Origin of the sequence: Pseudomonas sp. yb_9 (genome assembly GCF_043103635.1) — a bacterium.
Classification (GTDB): Bacteria; Pseudomonadota; Gammaproteobacteria; order Pseudomonadales; family Pseudomonadaceae; genus Aquipseudomonas; species Aquipseudomonas monteilii.
In genome coordinates this window covers 160583-177715 of sequence record NZ_JBICKA010000079.1, presented here as the reverse complement: position 1 = coordinate 177715, position 17133 = coordinate 160583, and the positions used below count along the sequence as shown (strand labels likewise).

The window sequence follows — 17133 nt, the reverse complement described above, 5'->3', positions numbered from 1 at the left end:
GGCTCAATAGAAAACCCGATACCCCACCAACCCCACCACCTCATTAAGCAACTGCCCGCCCTGCCACATCGCCCGGCTCTCCGGCAGCAATCCGCCAAACGGCCGCGCATGATCCTGCCCCAGGAACCCCACCGGCGCCGGCACCACCTCGAACCCCGCTTGCTCGAAGCTCCAGCGCGAGCGCTGCATGTGCCAGGCCTGTGTCACCACCACCACACGGCGAATCCCCAACGGCTGCAGCACCTTGGCCGTGAACTGGGCATTTTCCCAGGTCGTGCGGCTGGCCTCTTCGCGCCACTTCACGTCAACAGCAAAGTCGTCGTGGAGGCGATCCGCCATCAACCGCGCCTCACTCGGCGGCGTGCCATAGTGCAGCCCGCCACTGGTCAGCACCGGCAAGCCCGAGGCCTTGGCTAACTGCGCAGCAAAACGCATGCGTTCCAAAGCCGTGGCCGTGGGCTGGTCGCTACCGCCCCAGGCCGGGTCGCCGCGCTCACGCCCTGCGCCCAGCACCACGATGGCATCCGCCCGCCGCGCAAGACCGGCCCAGTCGTTTACAGCCAACGGAGGCTCGCTTTCCAGCCTATGGGCGGTTTCCTGCACCACCAGCGGCAAACTCATCAGCCACAGGCCACCAAGCCCCACGGCAAAGCACAGCGCCGCCAACCGTGGCCGCCGGGCACGCAGCCACCACGCCGCAAGCAGCAGCAGAAACAGGATGCCCGGCGGCATCAGCCATTGTTTGATGAAGAATCGGATCGGCATCGGCCACACCTCCTTGGCAGGCGTGCAGCCTAGAAGGATCGGCGCCGGTCAACAAGGGTGCGGCCGGCGCCGATCGTGAGTTGTGTGATAGTGAAGAACCGGCGCGCGATAGCCCGCGCCTGGCGTCCTGAACGGCTAGCGATGTGGCAGCGTCCTGGATCTCGCCGTATTGGCGGGGCGTTTCTTGTCCTTGAGCCAGATGATCTTGGCCGATGTCGGCTCCGCTTGCGGGTAACTGCCGACAGAGGCATTGTGGCGCTCCGGGAGGGATTCCAGGTAAGCCTTGATCACTTCGAACTCTGCGTGGCTCAGGCCGCGCAACTCCAGCTCGGCTGGCATCTCGTCGCGCAATCGTACCGAGGTCCTTGCCACTTCCAGTGCCAGGCCAAGCCGGTCGATCAGGCGCTCGTAAAGCTCCGGTTTCATTGCGGGTAGCTGCGTCTCTCCCATCCGTTCACCTCAATTGAAGATAAAGAATATCTCCCCCCACACCTGAGCTTAGCGGCGCCATGAAAAGCAGCCGGGTGCTGCGACCAGCGGCCATTCGCAACGAAGGTTTCCCACGATGCGCAGCGCTGCTGTATGCTACGGCGTTCACTCTAAACGACACCGGAGTGCCGGACGCAGCGAGGTTCCGCTGCCTGGAACAAGGTCTCTCCTCTCTCAGCCAAAAGTAGCCATGCACGAACAATACACGCCCCGTGATATCGAAGCCGCCGCCCAGAAGTTCTGGGACGAGCAACAATCGTTCGCTGTTACCGAACAGCCAGGCAAAGACACCTACTATTGCCTATCGATGTTCCCGTACCCGAGCGGCAAGCTACACATGGGCCACGTTCGCAACTACACCATCGGCGACGTGATTGCCCGTTACCAGCGCATGCTGGGCAAGAACGTCCTGCAGCCGATGGGCTGGGACGCATTCGGCATGCCCGCGGAAAACGCGGCGATGAAAAACAACGTCGCCCCGGCCAAGTGGACATACGAAAACATCGATTACATGAAGACCCAGCTCAAGAGCCTGGGCCTGGCCATCGACTGGGCACGTGAAGTCACCACCTGCAAACCCGACTACTACCGTTGGGAGCAGTGGCTGTTCACCCGCCTGTTCGAGAAAGGCATCATCTACCGCAAGAACGGTACCGTGAACTGGGACCCGGCAGACCAGACCGTACTGGCCAACGAGCAGGTCATCGACGGCCGTGGCTGGCGTTCGGGCGCGCTGATCGAAAAGCGCGAAATCCCGATGTACTACTTCCGCATCACCGACTACGCCGACGAGCTGCTGGAAAGCCTCGACGAGCTGCCGGGCTGGCCTGAGCAGGTCAAGACCATGCAGCGCAACTGGATCGGCAAGTCGCGCGGCATGGAAGTACAGTTCCCGTACGACCAGGCCAGCATCGGCCACGAGGGCACCCTGAAGGTCTTCACCACCCGTCCCGACACGCTGATGGGCGCCACCTACGTCGCCGTCGCCGCCGAGCACCCGCTGGCCACCCAGGCGGCCCAGGGCAACCCGGCGCTGCAAGCGTTCATCGACGAGTGCAAGAGCGGCAGCGTTGCCGAGGCCGACATGGCCACCCAGGAGAAGAAAGGCATGGCCACTTCCCTGCTGGTAGAGCACCCGCTGACCGGCGAGAAGCTGCCGGTATGGGTCGCCAACTACGTGCTGATGCACTACGGCGATGGCGCCGTGATGGCCGTGCCGGCCCACGACGAGCGCGACTTCGAGTTCGCCCACAAGTACAACCTGCCGGTCAAGGCCGTGGTACGCACCAGCGCGGGCGATGAAGTGGGCAGCGACTGGCAGGCCGCCTATGGCGAGCACGGCCAGCTGATCAACTCCGCCGAGTTCGATGGCCTGGACTTCGCCGGCGCCTTCGACGCCATCGAAGCCGCCCTGATCCGCAAGGAACTGGGCAAGTCGCGCACCCAGTTCCGCCTGCGTGACTGGGGTATCAGCCGCCAGCGCTACTGGGGCTGTCCGATCCCGATCATCCACTGCCCGTCCTGCGGCGACGTGCCGGTGCCGGAAGACCAGCTGCCGGTCACCCTGCCCGAGAACGTGGTGCCGGATGGCGCCGGCTCGCCGCTGGCGCGCATGCCGGAATTCTATGAGTGCACCTGCCCGAAATGCGGCACTGCGGCCAAGCGCGAAACCGACACCATGGACACCTTCGTCGAGTCGTCCTGGTACTTCGCCCGCTACGCCTCGCCGAACTACGACAAGGGCCTGGTAGACCCAAAAGCCGCCAACCACTGGCTGCCGGTCGACCAGTACATCGGCGGTATCGAGCACGCGATCCTGCACCTGCTGTACGCGCGCTTCTTCCACAAGCTGATGCGTGACGAAGGCCTGGTTACCTCGAACGAGCCGTTCAAGAACCTGCTGACCCAGGGCATGGTCGTCGCCGAAACCTACTACCGTGTGGCCAGCAACGGCGGCAAGGACTGGTTCAACCCGGCCGATGTCGAGATCGAGCGCGATGCCAAGGCCAAGATCATTGGTGCTCGCCTGAAGACCGACGGCCTGCCGGTGGAAATCGGCGGCACCGAGAAGATGTCGAAGTCGAAGAACAACGGCGTCGACCCGCAGTCGATGATCGAAGCCTACGGTGCCGACACCTGCCGCCTGTTCATGATGTTCGCCTCGCCGCCCGACATGAGCCTGGAATGGTCCGACTCCGGCGTCGAAGGTGCCAGCCGCTTCCTGCGTCGCGTCTGGCGCCTGGCTCAGGCGCACGTCAGCCAGGGCCTGCCGGGCAAGCTGGATGTCACCGCACTGGACGACGCGCAGAAGGTCATCCGCCGCGCCATCCACGCGGCCATCAAGCAGGCCAGCACCGACGTGGGCCAGTACCACAAGTTCAACACCGCCATCGCCCAGGTGATGACCGTGATGAACGTGCTGGAGAAGGCCCCGCAGGCCAGCGAACAGGACCGCGCACTGCTGCAGGAAGGCCTTGAAGCCGTCACCCTGCTGCTGGCCCCGATCACCCCGCACATCTCCCACGAGCTGTGGCAGCAACTGGGCCACCCAGGCTCGGTAATCGATGCCGCCTGGCCGAGTGTCGACGAACAAGCGCTGGTGCAGGACACCATCACCCTGGTGGTGCAGGTCAACGGCAAGCTGCGTGGCCAGGTCGAAATGCCGGCTGCTGCCAGCCGCGAAGAAGTCGAAGCCGCTGCCCGCAGCAACGAGAACGTCGTGCGCTTCATCGATGGCCTGACCATCCGCAAGGTCATCGTGGTACCGGGCAAACTGGTAAACATCGTCGCCAACTGATGGCAGCGCCCGCTCGCAGTCACTGCGGGCGGGCGTAACAGGCCCACAAGGGAGCAACAACATGATCAAACGCAATTTGCTGGTAATCGGCCTGGCGGTCATGCTCAGCGCCTGCGGTTTCCAGCTGCGCGGCACCGGCTCTACCGAGCTGAGCGTGAAGGAAATGGACGTCAGCGCGCGCAACGCCTATGGACCGACCGTGGTCCAGCTGCGTGAAGTACTGGAGCGCAGCGGTGTCAACGTACACGCCGGTGCGCCCTACCGTCTGGTGCTGACCAACGAGCAGGAAAACGAGCGTTCGGCCACCTACAGCAGCGGCAACCGTACTGCCGAATACGAGCTGACCACAGTGCTGAACTACAGCATCCAGGGCCTGAACAACCTGGAACTGATGAGCGACAAGCTGGAAGTACGCAAAATCTACGTGCGTGACGGCTCGAACATCACCGGTTCCGAGCAGGAAGCCAACCGCGCCCGTGAAGAAATGCGCCGCGATCTGGTCAACGCCATGGTCGTGCGTCTGCAGATGCTGAGCCCGTCTCAGCTGGACGAACTGCAGCGCAAAGCCGACGAACGCGCCCAGGCCGAAGCCGCCGCGCTGGAAGCTGCCCGCCGTCAGCAGGCCGAAACGCCTCAGCAGTCGCCGCTGGAAGTACCGGGCAACTAAGCCCGTGCGGGGCACCTTCGGGTGCCCCACCTGTTTCCCATGAAACTTGCCCCCGCCCAACTCAACAAGCACCTGCAAGGCGCCCTGGCACCGGTCTACGTGGTCAGCGGCGACGACCCGTTGCTGTGCCAGGAAGCTGCCGACGCCATCCGTAAGACCGCGCGTCAACAAGGTTTCGACGAGCGCCAGGTGTTCAGTGCCGACGCCAACTTCGACTGGGGCACCCTGCTCCAGGCTGGCGCCAGCCTGTCGCTGTTCGCGCAACGCCGCCTGCTGGAACTGCGCCTACCTTCGGGCAAGCCCGGTGACAAGGGTGCCGCCGCACTGATGGAATACTGCGCCAACCCCGCCGAAGACACCCTGCTGCTGGTCAGCCTGCCCAAGCTCGACGGTAGTGCGCAAAAGACCAAGTGGGGCAAGGCGTTGATCGAAGGCGCGCATTGCCAGTTCATCCAGATCTGGCCGGTGGACGTGCATCAGCTTCCGCAGTGGATCAACCAGCGCCTGCAACAGGCCGGCCTGTCGGCACAGCGTGACGCTGTCGACCTGATTGCCGCGCGCGTGGAAGGCAACTTGCTGGCAGCCGCACAGGAAATCGAAAAGCTCAAGCTACTGGCCGACGGCAACCAAATCACCGTGGAAACGGTGCAGGCCGCGGTTGCTGATAGCGCTCGCTTCGATGTCTTCGGCCTGGTGGACGCCATTCTCAACGGAGAAGCTGCGCATGCCCTGCGTATGCTCGAGGGGTTGCGTGGCGAGGGGGTAGAACCGCCAGTCATCCTCTGGGCCCTGGCCCGTGAGCTGCGCCAGCTGGCTGGGCTAGCCCAACAATTCAGCCAGGGTGTACCGCTGGACAAGGCCTTCAGCCAGGCCCGCCCGCCGATCTGGGACAAACGCCGACCGTTGGTCAGCAAGGCCCTGCAACGTTTGTCAGCACAGCGCTGGGCTCAGTTGTTGCAGGATGCTCAGCGTATCGATGCGCAAATCAAGGGGCAGGCCGAGGGCTCTCCTTGGACGGGTTTGGCTCGCCTGTCGCTGCTGATGGCTGGCCAGCGTCTGGCGCTCCCCCCGGAATAACGGGGGTAGCTGTGGGAGCGGGCATGCCCGCGAATCAGGCGACGCGGTCGATGGCACCGGCTTCGCCGGTGTTCGCGGGCACGCCCGCTCCCACAGGACTGCGATCGACCATAAACATTATCAATTGGCCCCTACCCGCACCAAGCCCTACAGTGCGCCCCGAAACCCACCCAACCCGGGAACCCCGCTATGAGCAAAAAGCCGAAAAAGCACGGCCCCAACAAGGCCAAGTCGATCATCGCCCAGCCCCTGTTCCGCTGCCGCCAGGAACAACCGGTCAAGGGCAAAGGCAGCTACCGCCGCGAAGCCTTCCAATCGAGAGATTGGGAGGCTTCCTACTTTTTGGCTGCATGAAAGCATCGCAAGCGCAGGCATGGTATGGTCGTCACCTGACCTGCAATTCTGGATCTGTGCATGCTCTTCCGTCTTATCCCCCGTTGGGAAACCCGCCAGCTGATCGCGGCCTCCAGCTTCATCCTGCTTGTGGCATGCGCGGAAAAACCCACCGCCGCCGACGCACTGCCGCTGGCCCCTGCGCAACCCGCTCCCGTGGTAACTGTGCCCGGCGCGACGCCTGACGTCAGCACCGAAATCCAGCCTCTGCAAACCTTCGCCCAGTGGCAGGCCGGCTTCCGCCAACAGGCCCTGCAAGCCGGGATTTCACCCAGCACCTTCGACCGCGCGTTCCTCGGCGTCACCCCTGACATGGACGTGATCAAGGCCGACCGCAGCCAGCCAGAGTTCACCCGCCCGGTGTGGGAATACCTCGAAGGCGCCCTATCGCCCCTGCGCGTGCGCAACGGCAAGAAGCTGCTGGAGCAGAATGCCGAGTTGCTGACACGCATCGAACAACGCTATGGCGTGGACCGCCAGGTGCTGGTCGCGGTGTGGGGGATGGAAAGTAATTTCGGCCAGTTCCAGGGCAGCAAGTCGGTGATCCGCTCGCTGGCCACCCTGGCCTACGAAGGCCGCCGCCCACAGTTCGCCCAGGACCAGCTGATCGCTGCGCTGCAGATCATCCAGCATGGTGATATCCAGCCTGAAGCCATGCGCGGCTCATGGGCCGGCGCCATGGGCCAGACCCAGTTCATCCCGACCACCTACAACACCCACGCCGTTGACTTTGACGGCGATGGCCGCCGCGATATCTGGAACAGCACACCCGATGCCCTGGCTTCGACCGCCCACTACCTGCAGAGCTCGGGCTGGAAGCGTGGCCAACCGTGGGGCTTCGAGGTACAGGTGCCGGCTGGTTTCGACTTCTGGCAAGCCGATGGCGCGCTGCGCAAACCGGTGAGCGAGTGGCTGGCGATGGGTGTGAAACTGCCTGCAGGCACGCAACTGCCCGCCAACAGCAACCAACTGTCTGCCGCCCTGCTGCTGCCGGCGGGGGCGCGTGGGCCGGCGTTCCTGGTGCTGGACAACTTCCGCGCCATCCTCAAGTACAACAACTCGTCGTCCTACGCGCTGGCGGTGAGCTTGCTGGGGGATCGTTTCAGCGGCTGGGGCTTCATTGCCGGCAGCTGGCCGAAAGAAGACCTGCCGCTGAGCCGCAGCGAGCGCATGGAGTTGCAGAACCTGCTGAACAGCCGCGGGCATGAGGCCGGGAATGCCGATGGCATCATCGGCGCCAATACCCGCAAGGCCATTCGCAATGCCCAGCAAGGGCTGGGGTGGCCGGCGGATGGCTACCCGACCCACAGGCTGCTTGAGAGCCTGCGTCAGCAGTGAGATTGCTGGGGGCGCGTTGCGCCCCTTCGCGGGCACGCCCGCTCCCACAGATATCGCACCAAACCCTGTGGGAGCGGGCGTGCCCGCGAAGGGCTGCAAAGCAGCCCCGACAATCTCAAACCTCGAACAGATCCTGCTCCAGCACCAACTCCTGCCGATCACTGTCCAACCTCACCCGCGCCCCTAACGGCAAGCACACATTCGGGTCACAGTGCCCGCTGCGCCACCCCGCCAGCACCGGCACACCCAGCGGGGCAAAGGTTTCCTCCAGCAACGGTGCAAGCGCCGCCGTTGTAATCCCGGCAAAATCCCCAACCAGCACGCCCTTCAGCCCTTCCAGCTTGCCCGCCAGACGCAACTGCGTCAGCAGCCGGTCCACCCGGTACAACGGCTCGTTGACGTCCTCGATAAACAAAATGCAGCCCTGGGTATCAAGCTCGGCCAGCGTCCCCATCGTCGCCCCCAGCATCGACAGGTTACCGCCCAGCAGCGGACCACTGGCCACACCCGCCAATACACTGCTCAAGGCATAGTCCGTCGGGTGCACGATCTGGTCGCCTGCCCGCACATGCCCGCCCAACTGCGCCAACAACGACGACTCGGTCGGCGGCAACTTCGCCCCCAGCAAGTCGGCATTGAGCATCCCTCCATGGAAGGTGATCAGCCCGGCATGCCGATAGATGGCCGTGTGCAGCGCGGTTATGTCGCTGTAGCCGATCAACGGCTTGGGGTTGCGCCGAATCAGGTCAAAGTCGAGCCGATCAAGCAGGCGCATGCTGCCGTAACCACCGCGCATGCACAGGATGGCGTCGATGGTCGGATCGGCAAAGGCATCGTGCAAGTCTTGCAAGCGCTGCTGGTCAGAGCCTGCCAGGTAGCCCTGGGCCTGGTTGACAGCGGGGTACAGGCGGCAGCCGTAGCCACGGTCGGCAAACCACTGGCTGACCTTGTGCGTATCCAGCCTCGCCGCGCCTGCCGGGGCGACAATGGCAAAGCAGGCGTTAGTCGGCAACGCGGCTGGCAGGCTCGGTAGTAACGTTTCGGCACAGTTCATTGCGGCTCCTTGCAGCGCTTGGTACACAAACAAAAATGCCGATGCCGCCCTTCGGCGTGCATCGGCATGCGTGCCTCAGACCAGGCTCAGAGCTTGATCTTGGCTTCGTGGGCCTGCTGGTCAGCGTGGTACGAAGAACGCACCAGCGGGCCAGAGGCGACGTTCTTGAAGCCCATCTTGTAACCTTCCTCGGCGAACCAGGCGAAGGTGTCCGGGTGCACGAAACGCTGCACCGGCAGGTGGCTGCGCGACGGCTGCAGGTACTGGCCGAGGGTGAGCATGTCGATGTCATGCTCGCGCATGCGGTGCATCACTTCGATCACTTCCTCGTCGGTCTCGCCCAGGCCGAGCATCAAGCCCGACTTGGTAGGTACATGCGGGACCATCTGCTTGAACTTCTGCAGCAGGTCCAGCGACCAGTCGTAGTCCGAGCCCGGACGCGCAGCCTTGTACAGGCGCGGTACGGTTTCCAGGTTGTGGTTGAACACATCTGGCGGCTCTTGCGCGGTGATTTCCAGCGCGACGTCCATACGGCCACGGTAGTCCGGCACCAGGGTTTCCAGCTGCACGCCCGGCGACAGCGCGCGGATTTCGCGGATGCAGTCGGCGAAGTGCTGGGCACCACCGTCACGCAGGTCGTCGCGGTCCACCGAGGTGATCACAACGTACTTCAGGCGCAAGTCGGCAATGGCGACAGCGAGGTTTTTCGGCTCGTCCAGGTCCAGCGGCTTCGGCCGGCCGTGGCCTACGTCACAGAACGGGCAACGACGGGTGCAGATGTCACCCATGATCATGAAGGTGGCGGTACCACCGGAGAAGCACTCGCCCAGGTTCGGGCAGGAAGCCTCTTCACACACGCTGTGCAGCTTGTGCTTGCGCAGCAGTTGCTTGATGCGGTCTACCTCGGGCGATACCGGAATACGCACGCGAATCCAGTCAGGCTTTTTCGGCAGCTCTTCGGTGGGGATGATCTTCACCGGGATGCGCGCCACCTTTTCGGCGCCACGCAGTTTTACCCCAGCTTCCACCTTCTTCGGCGCTGGGCGCGGGGTGACATCCTGGTTGGGTATCAGGTTCGGCACGGCTTCTTGCACAGTTGTCATATTCAGTCGATTCCGCCCGTGAGGGTCGTCTGCTCAGCGTAGTCGAGGTGCTTGACCAGCTGTCCGCGCAGCCTTGTCCTGACCTCGTCGAGTTCGATCGGACCTGCCAGGTCGCGCAGCTGGGTCATCGCCAGCCCCGCATAGCCGCAGGGGTTGATTCGGCGGAATGGCGCAAGGTCCATGTCCACGTTCAGGGCAAGGCCGTGGAACGAACGGCCGTTGCGAATTCGCAGGCCGAGGGAGGCGATTTTCGCTCCATCGACATAGACGCCCGGGGCGTCGGGCTTGGCAGAAGCCTGCACGTCGTAACTGGCCAGCAGGTCGACCAGCGTCTGCTCGATACGGCTGACCAGCTCGCGCACGCCAAAGCCCAGCCGGCGCACATCCAGCAGCAGGTAGGCCACCAACTGCCCGGGGCCATGGTAGGTCACCTGGCCGCCGCGGTCGGTCTGCACCACCGGGATATCACCCGGCACCAGCAGGTGCTCGGCCTTGCCAGCCTGGCCCTGGGTGAAGACCGCAGGATGCTCGACCAGCCAGATTTCATCCTGGCTGTCCGGGGTGCGCTGCTCGGTGAAGCGACGCATGGCCTCCAGCACCGGTTCGTAGGGCTGCAGGCCAAGCTCGCGAAAACCGAGGCAGGCGGACATCAAAGCACCATTTTCACGAGGCCGGTAGCGCGCAGGGCGCTGTTGATATCGTGCAGCTGGTTCTCGCTTTCGGCAACGATGTGCAATTGCACGGTGGTGTACTTACCTTCCTTGCTCTGGCGCTCGGCCAGGGTGGAAAGGTCGACTTTCGCGTGCTTGCTGAGGATTTCGATCACGGTGTCCTTGAAGCCGACAACGGTATCGCCGATTACCTTGATCGGGTAATCGTCGCAAGGGAATTCGATTTTATGCGACTTGACGTCTGGTTCGCTCATGGCGGAAACGGCCTCGTAAGCCGTGGCAACAACAACGCCCCCGCGAGATACGCGGGGGCATGCAGGTCACGTATCAGTTGAACAACCCGTAGAAGAATAGACGGATGCTATCCCACATACGGCGGAAGAAACCACCTTCCTCGACGCCATCGAGGGCGATCAGGTCGGCACTGTGAACCACTTTCTCGTCCAGTTTGACTTCCACTTTGCCGATCACGTCACCTTTGGCGATGGGTGCGGTGAGCTGCGGGTTCATGGTCATCGAAGCCTGCAGGCGCTTCAATTGGCCTTTAGGCATAGTCATGGTCAGGTCGTCGGCCAGGCCAGCCTTGATCTGGCCGGTGGCGCCCTTCCAGACAGGAGCCTGGGTCAGCTCGGTGCCCTTCTGGTAGAAGGTCTGGGTTTCGAAGAAGCGGAAGCCATAGGTCAGCAGCTTCTGGGTTTCGGCAGCACGCGATTGCTCGCTGTTGGTACCGAACACCACGGCGATCAGGCGCTGGCCGTCGCGAACGGCCGAAGCCACCATGCAGTAGCCAGCTTCGTCGGTGTGGCCGGTTTTCAGGCCATCGACGGTCTTGTCACGCCACAGCAGCAGGTTGCGGTTCGGCTGCTTGATGTTGTTCCAGAAGAATTCCTTCTGCGAATAGATGGCGTAGTGGGCCGGGTCGACGGTGATGATCGCACGGGCCAGGGTGGCCATGTCGTGCGCAGACGAATAGTGGTCCGGGTGCGGCAGGCCGGTCGGGTTCATGAAGTGGCTGTTGGTCATGCCCAGGTCGGCAGCCGTCTTGTTCATCATGTCGGCGAAGGCATCTTCGCTGCCGGCGATGTGCTCGGCCAGGGCGACCGAAGCGTCGTTGCCGGACTGGATGATGATGCCGTGCAGCAGGTCGCTGACGGTCACCTGGCTGCCCACCTTGATGAACATGCGCGAACCGCCAGTACGCCAGGCGTTTTCGCTGACGGTGACCGGGTCGTTTTCACCGATCTGGCCACGGCGGATGTCCAGGGTGGCGATGTAGGCGGTCATCAGCTTGGTCAGGCTGGCCGGCGGCAGGCGCTCGTCACCGTTGTTCTCGACCAGCACGTTGCCGCTGGACGCGTCCATGAGTACGTAGGACTTGGCTGCCAATTGAGGTGGTGCCGGCGTCATCTGCTCAGCCGCGAAGGCGGCAGGCGTGATCATCAGCAGTACAGGCAGGCAAAGTCGTTTGGCAAGGTTGGTGATGTTCATCCGTCTCTCGAAAATCGCTAATGGTCTGAGATGTTCCCTGGGCAAGATCGTGTGCCCAGCGCCAGTCAGTCTAGTTTTTTGGCCGTCGGCCTGGCCCACGAACGTGCGGCTTTATGTCGCTGCGGGCAAAAGCCGTCATTGTACATGGGCGCGCCCGGCAATTCATGACAAAACCGACAGTTTGGTTGCGGCCACGCTGATGGCCGCCCCATATAAACGGTCAGTCTGCTGTGACCAGCTTGGCCTGCCCCAAGTTCGCCAGGCGGATGCTGTCTTGTGCCTGCTGGATCTCGCCCTGGCTGCCAATCGGCCCCAGGCGTACGCGGTGCAGGGTCTGCTGGTTACGCACGATCGAGCTGATGAACACCGGCGCATTGACCATGGTGCTGAGCTTGGAGCGCAGCAGCTCGGCTGCGTCCGGGTTGGCAAAGGCGCCTACCTGCAGGAAGCTGCCGCCGTTGCCCGCCGGCACGTTGTTGCCCCCCACCTGCACCGGCACCACCGGCGCTGCGTGCTGCTGAGGCGGCGGGGTCCATTGCTCGACACGCCCGGTGTTGGCCGGGATCGCCTGGGTCTGGGCTACCTGCGGTTCTTTGAGCACCATCGGCGGCGTCTGGCCACGCTGGGCCCACCACTGCTGCGGGTCGATGCCCTCGACGCGCACATGCGCGGTGCCGATCTCGGCGTAACCGAGCTTTTTCGCAGCCGCATAGGACAGGTCGATAATACGGTCGGAATAGAACGGGCCACGGTCGTTCACCCGCAGAATCACGCTGCGACCGTTGGCCAGGTTGGTCACCCGCACATAGGCCGGCAGCGGCAGCGTCTTGTGTGCTGCGCTCATGCCGTACAGGTCATACAGCTCGCCGTTGGCGGTGTTCTGCCCATGGAACTTGGTGCCATACCACGACGCGGTGCCCTCGGCGCGGTAGTTGCGCGAGTCCTGCATCGGGTAATAGGTCTTGCCCAGCACCGTGTACGGGTTGGCCTTGTAGTTGCCCGTATGCACGGTCGGCGTGGCATCGGGGATCTTGTTCACATCCACGTCCCACCACGGCGCGCCGTCCTTGTGTGCCCGGTTGATGTCCAGGCCTGGCTGACTGCGCACGACGTTGCCACTGCTTTGCTGGGCCGGGCGGTTGGAGGAGCAACTGGCCAGCAGCACGCCAACGGCGAGGCAGGTGAGCAGCTTGAAAGAATTGGCAGAGATGATTGCGCGCATTACTTGACGCCCCGTACTTGAACCAGCTGTTCCGCAAGCTGATGCACCGCCATGGCATACATCACGCTGCGGTTGTAACGCGTGATCGCGTAGAAGTTCTTCAGGCCCACCCAGTACTCGGGGCCATTGTCACCCTCAAGGCGGAAAGCGGTAACCGGCAGATCATCGCGCAGCGAATCATGAACCGACCAGCCGAGCGTGCGCAACTCCCCGACGGTTTTCACAGGCTCGATGCCTGTGGTCAGGCCTTCGTCGGCGCGCGCGCCATCCACCCAGGCGCGGCTGACCACGCCCCCACCGGCCACCCAGCCATGGCGCTTGAAGTAGCTGGCGACGCTGCCAATGGCATCGTCCGGGTTGTTCCAGATGTTGATGTGGCCATCGCCGTCGAAGTCCACCGCAAAGTTGCGGAAGCTGCTCGGCATGAACTGCGGCAGGCCCATGGCGCCGGCGTAGGAGCCTTTGAGCGTGAGCGGGTCGAGCTGTTCATCGCGGGCCAGCAACAGGAATTCGCGCAGTTCCTTGCGGAAGAATTCAGCCCGAGGCGGGTAGTCGAAGCCCAGGGTCGACAGGGCATCGATCACCCGGTAGTTGCCGGTGTTGCGGCCGAAGAACGTTTCCACACCGATGATGGCGACGATGTACTGTGCCGGCACGCCGTATTCCTGCTCGGCACGGGCCAATACCGCCTCGTGCTGGCGCCAGAAGTCCACACCACGGGCGATGCGCGCGTCGGTGAGGAACATCGGCCGGTAGTCCTTCCACGGCTTGACCCGTTCGGCCGGGCGCGAGATAGCGTCGAGGATCGACTGCTTTCGCTGCACGTCAGCGAACACGCCCATCAGCTGCTCAGGGGCAAAGCCATAGTCGCGGCTCATTTCGCCGACAAACTGGGCCACCTGCGGCGAGCCTTGGTAATCACCGGCGTGGGCCAGCTGTACAGCGCCGAACAGGCCCACCGCGCCGATCCACGGCGCACAACGGGCAGCCCAGTTACGCACTGCTTGCATGAAATTCTTCACCTTATTCAAACCTGTGCGATCCATTTGCGGTGCGTGTGGATCGACATCAGAACGCCAAACGCTGACAGCAGCGTCACCAACGATGTTCCGCCATAGCTGATAAACGGCAGCGGCACGCCCACCACGGGGAGAAGGCCGCTGACCATTCCGATATTGACGAACACGTATACAAAAAAGGTCATGGTCAGGCTGCCCGCGAGCAGCTTGCCGAACAGGGTCTGCGCCTGGGCTGTGATCATCAGGCCACGGCCGATCAGCAACAGATAGACAATCAGCAACAGGCAGATGCCGACCAGGCCGAATTCCTCGCCCAGTACGGCGATGATGAAGTCGGTGTGGCTTTCGGGCAAAAAGTCCAGGTGCGATTGGGTACCGAGCAGCCAGCCCTTGCCGAACACTCCGCCCGAACCGATTGCGGCCTTGGATTGGATGATGTTCCAGCCCGTGCCCAACGGGTCGCTCTCCGGGTCGAGGAAGGTCAGTACCCGCTGCTTCTGGTAGTCGTGCATCACGAAGAACCACATCGCCACCGCCACCGGCACTGCCGCTGCCAGCACGCTGAGGATCCAGCGCCAGCGCAGGCCACCCATGAACAGCACGAAGGCACCGGAGGCAAGGATGAGCAGCGCGGTGCCCAGGTCGGGCTGGCGTACGATCAATATGAACGGCACGCCAATCAGCACAAGGCTGATGGCCACGTGCTTCAAATGCGGAGGCAAGGTGCGCTTGGACAGGTACCAGGCGATGGTCGCCGGCATGATGATCTTCATGAACTCCGAGGGCTGGAAGCGGATCACCCCGGGGATGTTGATCCAGCGCGTGGCGCCCATGGCGTTGTGGCCCATCACGTCCACCACCACCAGCAGCAGCACTCCGGTCAGGTACGCCAAGGGTACCCAGCGGGCCATGAATCGCGGCTCCAGCTGGGCGATGACGAACATGGACACCAGGCCTATGCCAAACGAGGTAGCCTGTTTGAGCAGCAGGTCCCAGTTCTTGCCACTGGCCGAATAGAGCACGAACAGGCTGCCGGCCGCGAGGGTCAGCAGGATGATCAGCAAGGGGCCGTCGATGTGGATGCGCTGCAGGAAGCTGGCGCGCCGACGCATCACATCCTCGCTGGAGAGCATGCGATCGAAATTGTTCATCACAGGGCCGATTCCTGGGTCACGGTGGCAGGCGCGAACTCGGGCTTGAGCCGGCCGTTTTCGTCGAGCAGCCAGGCGTCCATGATCTGGCGTACCACGGGGGCAGCAACACCAGAGCCGGACTCACCGTTCTCGACCATCACCGAGACCACGATTTTCGGGTCATCGGCCGGGGCAAAGGCGACGAACAGGGCGTGGTCGCGGTGGCGCTCCTGGAGCTTGTTGCGGTCGTACTTCTCACCCTGCTTGATCGCCACCACCTGGGCGGTACCGCTCTTGCCGGCAATGCGGTACTGGGCGCCAGCAGCCGCCTTGCGTGCGGTACCACGGGCGTTGTGCATCACCTGCTCCATGCCGTGGGTGACCTTGGCCCAGTCGGACTTGTCACGCAGCACGATGTTGTCCATGGGGTTTTCATCCACCGGCGGCTGGCCTTCGATGGTCTTGGCCAGGTGTGGGCGGTTCCACACGCCCTTGTTGGCGATCAATGCCGTGGCCTGGGCCAGTTGCAATGGTGTGGCCTGCATGTAGCCCTGGCCGATGCCGAGAATCAGGGTTTCACCCGGGAACCAGGCCTGGCGGCGCGTGGCACGCTTCCATTCACGCGATGGCATCAACCCGGCGGACTCCTCGAACATGTCGAGGGAAACCCGCTGGCCGATGCCGAACTTGTTCATGTAGCTGGACAGCCGATCGATGCCCATCTTGTGCGCAAGGTCATAGAAGTAGGTGTCGTTGGAACGCATGATCGCGGTGTCCAGATCGACCCAGCCATCGCCGGAACGGTTCCAGTTACGGTATTTGTGGTCGTAGTTGGGCAGTTGGTAATAGCCCGGGTCGAACACCCGGCTGCTGGCGTTGACCACGCCACTGTCCAGGCCGGCAATCGCTACGGCCGGTTTGATGGTCGAACCCGGCGGGTACAGGCCACGCAGCACGCGGTTGAACAGCGGCCGGTCTATCGAGTCGCGCAGTTCGGCATAGGCCTTGAAGCTGATGCCCGTCACGAACAGGTTGGGGTCGAAACTTGGCTGGCTGACCATCGCCAGCACCTCGCCAGTACGCGGGTCGAGCGCCACCACTGCGCCACGCCGGCCGCCTAGCGCGGCTTCGGCGGCTTCCTGCAGCTTGATGTCCAGGCTCAGTACGATGTCCTTGCCAGGTTGCGGGTCGGTGCGTTTGAGCACGCGCAGCACACGGCCACGGGCGTTGGTCTCGACTTCCTCGTAGCCGACCTGGCCGTGCAAGGCGTCCTCGTAGAAGCGCTCGATGCCGGTCTTGCCGATATGGTGGGTGCCGCTGTAGTTCACCGGGTCGAGGGTTTTCAGCTCTTTCTCGTTGATGCGCCCCACATAACCCACCGAATGGGCGAAATGCGCACCCTGCGGATAATGCCGCACCAGCTGGGCAACCACTTCCACACCTGGCAGGCGGAACTGGTTTACCGCCACCCGGGCGATCTGCTCTTCATTCAGCTCGAACAGGATCGGCACGGGTTCGAAAGGCCTACGGCCCTGACGCATGCGCTTTTCGAACAACGCGCGGTCGTCGGCCGTCAGCTCCAGCACTTCGACGATGGTATCCAGCACTTCTTGCCAGTTACCCGCACGTTCGCGGGTCATCGACAGGCTGAAGCTGGGCCGGTTGTCGGCAACGATCACCCCGTTGCGGTCGAAAATCAGCCCGCGAGTCGGCGGAATCGGCTGCACATGCACCCGGTTGTTTTCCGACAGCGTCGAGTGGTAGTCGTACTGGATGATCTGCAGGTAATACAGCCGCGCGATCAGCACACAAATAAGCAGCATGATCGCCACCGCGCCGACCACGACGCGGTTGCGCACCAGGCGGGCGTCTTTCTCGTGGTCCTTGAGACGGATCGGCTGCGACATCGGACTGCTT

The 17133-nt window shown here is 63.2% G+C and carries 16 protein-coding genes; 5 read left to right on the top strand and 11 right to left on the bottom strand.

Translation table 11 applies throughout. The features are described from left to right. Positions 1 to 3: 3 nt before the first annotated feature. A complete protein-coding gene (locus ACF8MI_RS21595) occupies positions 4 to 765 on the bottom strand; it encodes a YdcF family protein (protein ID WP_200928831.1) in 762 nt (253 codons plus the stop codon). A gap of 135 nt (positions 766 to 900) precedes the next feature. Continuing rightward, positions 901 to 1215, bottom strand: coding sequence for a hypothetical protein (locus ACF8MI_RS21590; RefSeq protein ID WP_019098017.1), 315 nt, complete (start codon positions 1213 to 1215; stop codon positions 901 to 903). A gap of 229 nt (positions 1216 to 1444) precedes the next feature. Between ACF8MI_RS21590 and leuS the strand changes: the two genes are divergently transcribed. The 5 genes from leuS to ACF8MI_RS21565 all read left to right on the top strand — a co-directional run bounded on the left by leuS (position 1445) and on the right by ACF8MI_RS21565 (position 7526). Continuing rightward, on the top strand, positions 1445 to 4051 hold the full coding sequence (gene leuS, locus ACF8MI_RS21585) for a leucine--tRNA ligase (RefSeq protein ID WP_200928832.1): 2607 nt from the start codon (positions 1445 to 1447) through the stop codon (positions 4049 to 4051). Between the two features lie 61 nt (positions 4052 to 4112). Then, positions 4113 to 4718, top strand: coding sequence for an LPS assembly lipoprotein LptE (lptE, locus tag ACF8MI_RS21580; protein ID WP_060498510.1), 606 nt, complete (start codon positions 4113 to 4115; stop codon positions 4716 to 4718). A gap of 39 nt (positions 4719 to 4757) precedes the next feature. Further along, on the top strand, positions 4758 to 5795 hold the full coding sequence (gene holA / locus ACF8MI_RS21575) for a DNA polymerase III subunit delta (RefSeq protein WP_060498511.1): 1038 nt from the start codon (positions 4758 to 4760) through the stop codon (positions 5793 to 5795). 189 nt (positions 5796 to 5984) lie between these two features. Beyond that, complete coding sequence (gene arfA / locus ACF8MI_RS21570; RefSeq protein ID WP_104833888.1) at positions 5985 to 6149, top strand: alternative ribosome rescue factor ArfA; 165 nt, start codon at positions 5985 to 5987, stop codon at positions 6147 to 6149. Between the two features lie 60 nt (positions 6150 to 6209). Continuing rightward, positions 6210 to 7526, top strand: coding sequence for a lytic murein transglycosylase (locus ACF8MI_RS21565; protein WP_060498513.1), 1317 nt, complete (start codon positions 6210 to 6212; stop codon positions 7524 to 7526). A 115-nt stretch (positions 7527 to 7641) separates the two neighbouring features. On the opposite strand, the gene ACF8MI_RS21560 is transcribed toward ACF8MI_RS21565, so the two are convergent. The 9 genes from ACF8MI_RS21560 to mrdA form a co-directional block, all read right to left on the bottom strand. Beyond that, positions 7642 to 8580: an LD-carboxypeptidase gene (locus tag ACF8MI_RS21560; protein ID WP_060498514.1), complete on the bottom strand. Its 939-nt coding sequence runs from the start codon at positions 8578 to 8580 to the stop codon at positions 7642 to 7644. An 86-nt stretch (positions 8581 to 8666) separates the two neighbouring features. Then, on the bottom strand, positions 8667 to 9683 hold the full coding sequence (gene lipA / locus ACF8MI_RS21555; protein ID WP_223623450.1) for a lipoyl synthase: 1017 nt from the start codon (positions 9681 to 9683) through the stop codon (positions 8667 to 8669). A gap of 2 nt (positions 9684 to 9685) precedes the next feature. Further along, complete coding sequence (gene lipB / locus ACF8MI_RS21550; protein WP_019098023.1) at positions 9686 to 10333, bottom strand: lipoyl(octanoyl) transferase LipB; 648 nt, start codon at positions 10331 to 10333, stop codon at positions 9686 to 9688. Beyond that, positions 10333 to 10608: a DUF493 domain-containing protein gene (locus tag ACF8MI_RS21545; RefSeq protein ID WP_200928833.1), complete on the bottom strand. Its 276-nt coding sequence runs from the start codon at positions 10606 to 10608 to the stop codon at positions 10333 to 10335. Before ACF8MI_RS21545 ends, lipB begins: the two co-directional genes overlap by 1 nt. Positions 10609 to 10681: 73 nt before the next feature. Next, a complete protein-coding gene (locus tag ACF8MI_RS21540) occupies positions 10682 to 11842 on the bottom strand; it encodes a D-alanyl-D-alanine carboxypeptidase family protein (protein WP_016712184.1) in 1161 nt (386 codons plus the stop codon). 220 nt (positions 11843 to 12062) lie between these two features. Then, a complete protein-coding gene (locus ACF8MI_RS21535) occupies positions 12063 to 13064 on the bottom strand; it encodes a septal ring lytic transglycosylase RlpA family protein (RefSeq protein WP_156867983.1) in 1002 nt (333 codons plus the stop codon). Continuing rightward, the gene (gene mltB / locus ACF8MI_RS21530) at positions 13064 to 14074 is read right to left on the bottom strand and encodes a lytic murein transglycosylase B (protein WP_025754323.1); all 1011 of its coding nucleotides are present in this window, start codon (positions 14072 to 14074) and stop codon (positions 13064 to 13066) included. The genes ACF8MI_RS21535 and mltB overlap by 1 nt, the downstream gene beginning before the upstream one ends. A 17-nt stretch (positions 14075 to 14091) precedes the next feature. Next, entirely contained in the window at positions 14092 to 15195 is a 1104-nt protein-coding gene (gene rodA / locus ACF8MI_RS21525; protein ID WP_060498521.1) for a rod shape-determining protein RodA, read from the bottom strand. Between the two features lie 38 nt (positions 15196 to 15233). Then, positions 15234 to 17123 carry a penicillin-binding protein 2 gene (mrdA, locus tag ACF8MI_RS21520; RefSeq protein ID WP_060498517.1) on the bottom strand — a complete coding sequence of 630 codons (1890 nt, stop codon included), beginning with the start codon at positions 17121 to 17123 and terminating at the stop codon, positions 15234 to 15236. Positions 17124 to 17133 lie beyond the last annotated feature (10 nt).